The sequence below is a fragment of the Streptococcus sp. SR4 genome, assembly GCF_000517725.1.
GTDB classification, from domain to species: domain Bacteria; phylum Bacillota; class Bacilli; order Lactobacillales; family Streptococcaceae; genus Streptococcus; species Streptococcus salivarius_F.
Genome location: NZ_AZYW01000029.1, coordinates 25924 through 33719 on the forward strand (window position 1 = coordinate 25924; position 7796 = coordinate 33719).

Here is a 7796-nt window from a genome sequence, read left to right on the forward strand (position 1 = left end):
TTTGGGTTGACATGTTCAAGTTTAGGTGTATAATAGAATCATAAGTTAGCAGTCGATGTATTAGAGTGCTAATAAATAGAAATGAGGTGACATCGTGATTACGCAAAGGCAAAACACTATTTTGAATTTGATAGTTGAGATGTTCACTCGTACACATGAACCGGTTGGTTCTAAAGCATTACAAGAATCAATTGATTCGAGTTCAGCGACCATTCGTAATGACATGGCCAAGCTAGAGAAAATGGGATATCTTGAAAAGGCCCATACTTCTAGTGGACGCATGCCAAGCCGAGCAGGTTTCCAGTATTTTGTCGCTAACTCTTTGAATCTTGATACGATTGATCAACAAGATGTTTATCAAGTGGTCAAGGCCTTCGACTTTGAAGCCTTTAAACTTGAGGATATCTTGGATGCAGCGGCAAAGCTGCTGGCAGAAATGACAGGATGTACAGCAGTGATTCAAGATGTAGAGCCGACACGACAACGTCTGACTGGATTTGATATTGTTCAACTATCCAATCACGATGCTTTAGCGGTTCTAACTCTAGACGAATCTAAGCCTGTGACAGTTCAGTTTGCTATTCCAAAGAATTTCTTGTCAAGTGATTTGGAAATTCTTCATAAGCTTGTTCAGGAACGTTTTTTGGGAAATACTGTCTTAGATATCCATTACCGATTGAGAACTGAGATTCCTCAGATTGTGCAAAAGTATTTCAAGATAACAGATAATGTTCTAGATTTGTTTGATTATATCTTTTCACAACTTTTTAAGGAATTGATTTTCATCGAAGGTAAGGTTGCATCATTGACCTATGCCGACTTAAAAACCTATCAATTTTTGGACAATCCACAACACGTGGCGTTGGAGCTTCGATCAGCTATTTCCGATGATGAAGTTACCAAGATTTCGGTTGCAGAATCAACTGAAGAAGCACTTGAAAATGTCACGGTTATGAGTCATAAATTCCTGATTCCATATCGTGGAATGGCACTCATGCATGTGATTGGACCGGTTGAGATGGATTACCGACGCATGGTTAGTTTGGTCAATGTTATTAGTAGGGTTTTGGTTATGAAGTTGACGGATTATTACCGTTACCTCAATAGTAACCATTACGAAGTTAGCTAAGATATAACGTTTAAAAAGTATAGAAAGAGGTGTATGCCTTGACTGAAGATATTAAAAAAGAAGAAGTGAAAGAAGAGGAAGCTACTGAGACAACTGAAGAAGTTGTAGAGGAAGTAAGTGAACCTTCTGAACTTGAAGAAGCACAAGCGCGTGCCGAAGAATTTGAAAACAAATACCTTCGTGCTCATGCAGAAATGCAAAATATTCAGCGCCGTGCTAATGAAGAACGTCAACAATTGCAAAAGTATCGTAGCCAAGATTTGGCAAAAGCGATTTTGCCATCACTTGATAACCTTGAACGTGCTCTTGCCGTTGAGGGCTTGACTGATGATGTCAAAAAAGGTTTGGAAATGGTGCAAGAAAGTTTAGTGCATGCTCTTAAAGAGGAAGGGATTGAAGAAATTCCAGCAGATGGTGATTTCGATCATAACTTCCATATGGCAATTCAAACAATGCCTGCAGATGATGAACATCCAGCAGACACGATTGCACAAGTTTTCCAAAAAGGGTATAAACTCCATGAACGCGTCTTACGCCCAGCTATGGTAGTTGTATATAATTAATTGAAAACTTGTCCGAAATGACAGAAAACTATGAATGAAAGATAAAAAAGCAAAATAGAAATTAAAGTAAAAAGGGGAAAAACATATGTCTAAAATCATTGGTATTGACTTAGGTACAACAAACTCAGCAGTAGCAGTTCTTGAAGGAACTGAATCAAAAATTATCGCAAACCCAGAAGGTAACCGCACAACTCCATCTGTTGTGTCATTCAAAAACGGTGAAATCATCGTTGGTGACGCTGCAAAACGTCAAGCAGTAACAAACCCAGATACAATCATCTCTATCAAATCTAAGATGGGTACTTCTGAAAAAGTTTCTGCAAACGGTAAAGAATACACACCACAAGAAATTTCAGCTATGATTCTTCAATACTTGAAAGGTTATGCTGAAGATTACCTTGGTGAAAAAGTAACTAAAGCAGTTATCACAGTTCCTGCTTACTTCAACGATGCACAACGTCAAGCAACAAAAGACGCTGGTAAAATCGCTGGTCTTGAAGTAGAACGTATCGTCAACGAACCAACAGCAGCAGCCCTTGCTTACGGTTTGGATAAGACTGATAAAGAAGAAAAAATCTTGGTATTCGACCTTGGTGGTGGTACATTCGACGTATCTATCCTTGAACTTGGTGATGGTGTCTTCGACGTATTGGCAACTGCAGGGGATAACAAACTCGGTGGTGATGACTTTGACCAAAAAATCATCGACCACATGGTTGAAGAATTCAAGAAAGAAAATGGAATCGACTTGTCAACAGACAAGATGGCCCTTCAACGTTTGAAAGACGCAGCTGAAAAAGCTAAGAAAGACCTTTCTGGTGTTACTTCAACACAAATCAGCTTGCCATTCATCACTGCTGGTGAGGCTGGACCTCTTCACTTGGAAATGACATTGACTCGTGCGAAATTCGATGATTTGACTCGTGACCTTGTAGAACGTACGAAAACTCCAGTTCGTCAAGCCCTTTCAGATGCAGGTTTGAGCTTGTCAGATATTGACGAAGTTATCCTTGTCGGTGGTTCAACTCGTATCCCTGCCGTTGTAGAAGCTGTTAAAGCTGAAACTGGTAAAGAACCAAACAAATCAGTTAACCCTGATGAAGTAGTTGCCATGGGTGCTGCTATCCAAGGTGGTGTTATCACTGGTGATGTCAAAGACGTTGTCCTTCTTGATGTAACTCCATTGTCACTTGGTATCGAAACAATGGGTGGAGTGTTCACAAAACTTATTGACCGCAACACTACTATTCCAACATCTAAATCACAAGTCTTCTCAACTGCAGCAGATAACCAACCAGCTGTTGATATCCACGTTCTTCAAGGGGAACGCCCAATGGCAGCGGATAACAAGACTCTTGGACGTTTCCAATTGACTGATATCCCAGCTGCACCTCGTGGTATCCCACAAATCGAAGTTACTTTCGATATTGATAAGAACGGTATCGTATCTGTTAAAGCTAAAGACCTTGGAACTCAAAAAGAACAAACAATTGTCATCCAATCTAACTCTGGTTTGACAGACGAAGAAATTGAAAAGATGATGAAAGATGCTGAAGCAAATGCTGAAGCAGATGCAAAACGTAAAGAAGAAGTAGATCTTCGTAACGAAGTTGACCAAGCTATCTTTGCGACTGAAAAAACAATCAAAGAAACAGAAGGTAAAGGCTTCGACACAGAACGTGATGCTGCTCAATCAGCTCTTGATGACCTTAAGAAAGCTCAAGAATCAGGCAATCTTGATGACATGAAGGCTAAATTGGAAGCTCTTAACGAAAAAGCTCAAGCTCTTGCAGTTAAACTTTACGAACAAGCTGCAGCAGCACAACAAGCTCAAGCAGGAGCAGAAGGTGCACAAACAGCAGACAACTCAGGCGACGATGTTGTAGACGGAGAGTTTACTGAAAAGTAAGATGCAAAGTCCGTTAAAGCCTCACAGTGAAAATAGGAAGATTTCTCTTTTTCACCAAGAGGTTAGGGCGTGCTCAGTTCGGTAAGGTGTTGAGCTTAGCTAGTAAATGATAAAAAGAAATCCAGAGGTTGCAAACCAGCCTCTGTTTTTCGGTAAAATAGAGGATGTCGCTTATGAAAAAAGTGCTTTGTATCATTTATCCTAATTTTTCTCTCTACGAGATAGCCTCTTTAACGAGTACTTTAGCTCTGTCTTTCGATATAACGATTGATTATGTAGCCTCAGATTATTCGATTGTGGTATCTGAGGACGGCTTGCCCTGTCAACCGACGAAAACATTGGATCAAGTACGTATAGAAGATTATTCTTGCGTGATTTTGCCAGGAATGGTCAACATAGGACCTGCCCTACAGGATGAGAAATTGATTTCGTTCTTGAGGGGCCTTGGTGAGCAAGGTATCCTCATTGCAGCCATTTCTTCAGCGCCTCTTTTATTAGCAAAAGCAGGTCTGTTGAAGGACACGAAATTTACAGGTGGAATTTGGCAAAACTTCTTTGACTATTTTGAATTTCTTCCACGTGAAAATTTCCAACCTAAAGTGGTTGTACAAGATAAAAAAATCATTACAGCCATAGGCTTTGCACATCAAGAGTTTGCAAGAAAAGTGATTCTTAGTCTAGGGTTGTCAGATTATACGGACAACTATTTTAAAGAACAGAACGAGTACGCTGAAGAGGATTTGATATTTACTCTATCAGACGAAGAGTTTGATGAAGTGAAGCGAAGTATAGAAAAGACCCTCTAAAGATTTACATGAAAATTATAGAAAGGAACAAAGAGTGTTCGAGGAATTGAACACGAGCGGAAAGCTAGGAAATTAGATAAACCTCCTAAGAAATCATGATTTCTTGTCGGTTTCCTAAATTTCAGTCGCTTTCTGTTCGCTCTTAGTATCTTGTATGAACAATACCGAATATTACGATCGTCTTGGGGTATCTAAGGATGCCTCTCAAGATGAAATTAAACGTGCCTATCGTAAGATGTCTAAGAAATACCACCCAGACATTAATAAAGAACCGGGTGCGGAAGAAAAATATAAAGAGGTTCAAGAGGCCTACGAAACTTTAAGTGATGACCAAAAACGTGCAGCCTATGACCAATACGGACCAGATGGTGCGAATGGTTTTGGTGGTCAAGGAGGCTTTGGTGGCTTCGATGGTGGTGCAGGCTTTGGTGGCTTTGAGGATATCTTCTCTAGCTTCTTTGGTGGTGGTGCTACTCGTAACCCGAATGCTCCACGTCAAGGTGATGATCTTCAGTACCGTGTCAACCTAAGCTTCGAAGAAGCGATTTTTGGTGCCGAAAAAGAAGTTCACTACAATCGTGAAGCAACATGTAAGACATGTTCGGGATCTGGTGCAAAACCTGGAACAAGCCCTGTAACTTGTGGTCGCTGTCATGGTCAAGGGGTTATCAATGTCGATACGCAAACACCACTTGGTATGATGCGTCGTCAAGTAACCTGTGATGTCTGTCATGGAACAGGTCAAGAAATTAAAGAGCCATGTCAAACTTGTCATGGAACAGGACATGAAAAACAAAGCCATAAAGTATCTGTCAAGATTCCAGCAGGTGTTGAAACAGGTCAACAAATCCGTCTTGCGGGTCAAGGTGAAGCTGGTTTCAATGGTGGTCCTTATGGAGACCTCTTTGTAATCATCAATGTTAATCCAAGTGATAAGTTTACTCGTGATGGATCAACAATTTACTATACACTTAACATTTCCTTTGTCCAAGCTGCTCTTGGTGATACTGTCGAAGTACCAACAGTTCACGGAAATGTTGAGATGACCATTCCAGCAGGAACTCAAACAGGCAAAACTTTCCGTCTAAAAGGAAAGGGTGCTCCACGTCTTCGTGGAGGTTCACAAGGAGACCAACACGTTACAGTTAAGATTGTAACTCCTACGAAGCTAAACGATGCTCAAAAAGAAGCTCTCCTTGCATTCGCCAAGGCAAGTGGAGATGAAAAAATCGCACCACAGAAAAAAGGTTTCTTCAATAAAGTAAAGGATGCCTTAGAAGATTTATAAAGGAAGGACGCTGAAGGCGTCTTTTTCTTTATGTCAAAAAATTGTCTGGGGTCAGTTGCTAATCGACCTACTTTTTATCCTTGAAAAAATCTGATATGATAATTTTATGGTTAGATACAAAGCGATAATTTCCTATGATGGTACACTTTTCTCAGGTTTTCAAAGACAACCAAATGCACGTTCTATTCAAGAAGAGCTTGAAAAGACTCTTTTACGGTTAAATAGTGGTACACCTGTCACCGTTCATGGAGCGGGGCGTACAGATGCAGGTGTTCATGCCTATGGACAAGTTATCCACTTCGACTTGCCCCAGAAGCGGGATCCAGAGAAGTTACGTTTTGGTTTAGATACGCAATGTCCAGATGATATTGATGTTGTTAGTATTGAACTTGTATCAGAAGAATTTCATGCACGATACAATAAACATAGTAAAACTTATGAGTTTCTAGTAGATGCAGGACGACCTAAGAACCCTATGATGCGTAATTATGCGACCCACTATCCCTACCCTTTAAGTTTAGCACCTATGCAGGAGGCTGCTAAGGATTTGGTCGGCACACATGATTTTACAGGCTTCACAGCTTCAGGAACTTCTGTAGAAAATAAAGTACGCACAATTACACAAGCTAGTGTATCTATCGATGAGAAAACTGGATTTTATATCTTTACTTTTTCTGGCAATGGTTTTCTCTATAAGCAAGTTAGAAATATGGTCGGCACCTTGTTGAAGATTGGAAATGGTCGCATGCCTGTTTCGCAAGTTAAGACAGTGTTGGAAAGTCGTAATCGTAATCTTGCAGGACCAACGGCAGCAGGAAATGGGTTATATTTGAAGGAGATTAGATATGAGTGATGAATTGATTTTAGCGATTTCAGGGAATGATATTTTTAGTGGTGGCGGACTTCATGCAGATTTAGCGACATTTACCACTAATAAACAGCATGGATTTGTGGCCCTTACCTGTCTAACAGCTATGACTGAGAATGGTTTTGAGGTCATTCCGGTTGATACTAATGTTTTTAAACAACAACTTGACTCACTAAAAGATGTCCCATTTTCAGCAATTAAAATTGGTTTGTTGCCTAACGTTGAAATCGCAGAATTAACGTTGGATTTTGTTAAAAAACATTCTGATATTCCAATTGTCTTGGATCCCGTTTTAGTATGTAAGGAGACTCATGACGTTGAAGTTTCTCAACTACGTGATGAATTGGTTAAATTTTTCCCTTATATCACGGTTATCACTCCGAACTTACCTGAAGTCGAACTGCTTATAGATAGAAAGGTTAAGACTCTTGATGATATGAAGCATGCCGCTAGCTATCTCAATGAATTAGGTGCTAAGACTGTCGTTGTCAAAGGTGGAAACCGCTTGGATGGTAATAAAGCGATAGATGTCTTTTATGATGGAACAGATTACAAATTGTTTGAAGAAGCTGTGCTAGACAAAAACAATACCGGTGCAGGGTGTACATTTGCTTCGAGTATAGCTAGTGAATTAGTTAAAGGGTGTTCAGAAACTGAAGCTGTGGCAAATGCTAAAGCCTTTGTTTATGAATCAATTAAACAATCAAATGAATTTGGAGTAGTTCAATATGCAAAATAAGAAAACAAAAGAGCTAACATTATTAGCTATCTTAACAGCTTTATCAGTGACCTTTGGATTCGTAGCTAAAATTCCGACTCCAACAGGGCTTTTAACTTTGGTAGATGCAGGAATCTACTTCACAGCCTTTTATCTTGGCAAGAAAGAAGGGGCAATTGTGGGAGGACTATCTGCATTTTTGATAGATTTGCTATCATCTGCTCCGCAATGGATGTTTATTAGTTTGTTAATCCATGGTGCACAAGGTTATTTTGCTGGATTTAAAGGTAACTATCGTATCCTAGGCCTTCTGATTGCTACAATTGTGATGGTGGGTGGTTATGCACTTGCTTCAGTATTTATGTATGGAACAGGAGCTTCAATCGCAGAAGTGATTCCTAATTTCTGCCAAAATGCTCTTGGCCTAGTCGTTGGATGGGTATTGTATCAAGGATTCAAAAAAGTTCAATCAAAAAAAGATTAATAGCTTTACTAAACCCTATTGACAAGCATTG

At 39.8% G+C, this 7796-nt stretch carries 8 protein-coding genes; all 8 read left to right on the forward strand.

The features are described 5' to 3' along the window. Window positions 1-94 precede the first annotated feature (94 nt). The 8 genes from hrcA to HMPREF1519_RS03865 all read left to right on the forward strand — a co-directional run bounded on the left by hrcA (window position 95) and on the right by HMPREF1519_RS03865 (window position 7765). On the forward strand, window positions 95-1129 hold the full coding sequence (gene hrcA / locus HMPREF1519_RS03830) for a heat-inducible transcriptional repressor HrcA (RefSeq protein ID WP_022496749.1): 1035 nt from the start codon (window positions 95-97) through the stop codon (window positions 1127-1129). Window positions 1130-1167: 38 nt separating this feature from the next. After that, the gene (grpE, locus tag HMPREF1519_RS03835; protein WP_002886396.1) at window positions 1168-1692 is read left to right on the forward strand and encodes a nucleotide exchange factor GrpE; all 525 of its coding nucleotides are present in this window, start codon (window positions 1168-1170) and stop codon (window positions 1690-1692) included. A gap of 85 nt (window positions 1693-1777) precedes the next feature. Continuing rightward, the gene (gene dnaK / locus HMPREF1519_RS03840) at window positions 1778-3601 is read left to right on the forward strand and encodes a molecular chaperone DnaK (RefSeq protein WP_002886397.1); all 1824 of its coding nucleotides are present in this window, start codon (window positions 1778-1780) and stop codon (window positions 3599-3601) included. A 173-nt stretch (window positions 3602-3774) separates the two neighbouring features. Then, window positions 3775-4407 (forward strand): DJ-1/PfpI family protein, encoded by a 633-nt coding sequence (locus HMPREF1519_RS03845; protein ID WP_022496748.1) that lies wholly within the window; start codon window positions 3775-3777, stop codon window positions 4405-4407. 154 nt (window positions 4408-4561) lie between these two features. Beyond that, window positions 4562-5695 (forward strand): molecular chaperone DnaJ, encoded by a 1134-nt coding sequence (dnaJ, locus tag HMPREF1519_RS03850; RefSeq protein WP_002886399.1) that lies wholly within the window; start codon window positions 4562-4564, stop codon window positions 5693-5695. Between the two features lie 106 nt (window positions 5696-5801). Beyond that, complete coding sequence (gene truA, locus HMPREF1519_RS03855) at window positions 5802-6548, forward strand: tRNA pseudouridine(38-40) synthase TruA (protein ID WP_022496747.1); 747 nt, start codon at window positions 5802-5804, stop codon at window positions 6546-6548. Continuing rightward, window positions 6541-7302 (forward strand): bifunctional hydroxymethylpyrimidine kinase/phosphomethylpyrimidine kinase, encoded by a 762-nt coding sequence (locus HMPREF1519_RS03860; protein WP_022496746.1) that lies wholly within the window; start codon window positions 6541-6543, stop codon window positions 7300-7302. Before truA ends, HMPREF1519_RS03860 begins: the two co-directional genes overlap by 8 nt. Then, window positions 7292-7765: an ECF transporter S component gene (locus HMPREF1519_RS03865; RefSeq protein WP_022496745.1), complete on the forward strand. Its 474-nt coding sequence runs from the start codon at window positions 7292-7294 to the stop codon at window positions 7763-7765. Before HMPREF1519_RS03860 ends, HMPREF1519_RS03865 begins: the two co-directional genes overlap by 11 nt. Window positions 7766-7796 lie beyond the last annotated feature (31 nt).

What these genes read in the sequence shown, in the direction of transcription:
- dnaK (WP_002886397.1), top strand. Translation starts at nt 1,778, where the DNA reads ATGTCTAAAATCATTGGTATTGACTTAGGTACAACAAACTCAGCAGTA.
- HMPREF1519_RS03845 (WP_022496748.1), top strand. Translation starts at nt 3,775, where the DNA reads ATGAAAAAAGTGCTTTGTATCATTTATCCTAATTTTTCTCTCTACGAG.
- dnaJ (WP_002886399.1), top strand. Translation starts at nt 4,562, where the DNA reads ATGAACAATACCGAATATTACGATCGTCTTGGGGTATCTAAGGATGCC.
- truA (WP_022496747.1), top strand. Translation starts at nt 5,802, where the DNA reads ATGGTTAGATACAAAGCGATAATTTCCTATGATGGTACACTTTTCTCA.
- HMPREF1519_RS03860 (WP_022496746.1), top strand. Translation starts at nt 6,541, where the DNA reads ATGAGTGATGAATTGATTTTAGCGATTTCAGGGAATGATATTTTTAGT.
- HMPREF1519_RS03865 (WP_022496745.1), top strand. Translation starts at nt 7,292, where the DNA reads ATGCAAAATAAGAAAACAAAAGAGCTAACATTATTAGCTATCTTAACA.